Origin of the sequence: Vibrio sp. 10N.222.49.C9, assembly GCF_041474985.1 — a bacterium.
Lineage (GTDB): Bacteria > Pseudomonadota > Gammaproteobacteria > Enterobacterales > Vibrionaceae > Vibrio > Vibrio crassostreae_C.
The window spans coordinates 1-272 of record NZ_JBFRVD010000183.1 but is presented as its reverse complement, the minus strand read 5'-3'; the positions used below and the strand labels follow the sequence as shown (position 1 = coordinate 272).

At 41.2% G+C, this 272-nt stretch carries 1 protein-coding gene; it reads right to left on the bottom strand.

From position 1 onward, the window contains the following. On the bottom strand, window positions 1–272 hold a 272-nt coding region (locus tag AB4585_RS22645), incomplete at both ends, for a hypothetical protein (RefSeq protein ID WP_372171061.1).

Below are 272 nucleotides of genomic sequence, written 5' to 3'. Positions count from 1 at the left end.
GAAATATCCTGCGGGTTTTCCGCGCACAGCAAAATCTAGAGGAGGCCAATTGGTTTGGTTTGATACCTCAATGTTTCCAATAGAGGCAATCAGGCTTTGCTGGTCTTTTGTTAAACTTAAAGGAGTGACATCAGGTAGCGAAATAAGTTTATTGTCATTGGAAGATGCCTTGAGTGCACCCGTTTCATCGTAAACATAAAATTCTGCGGGTAGCTTAGTTATTGCGTGTCCCAAGCGACCTTTTATTTTATTCGATAGTGTCTCAGATATGA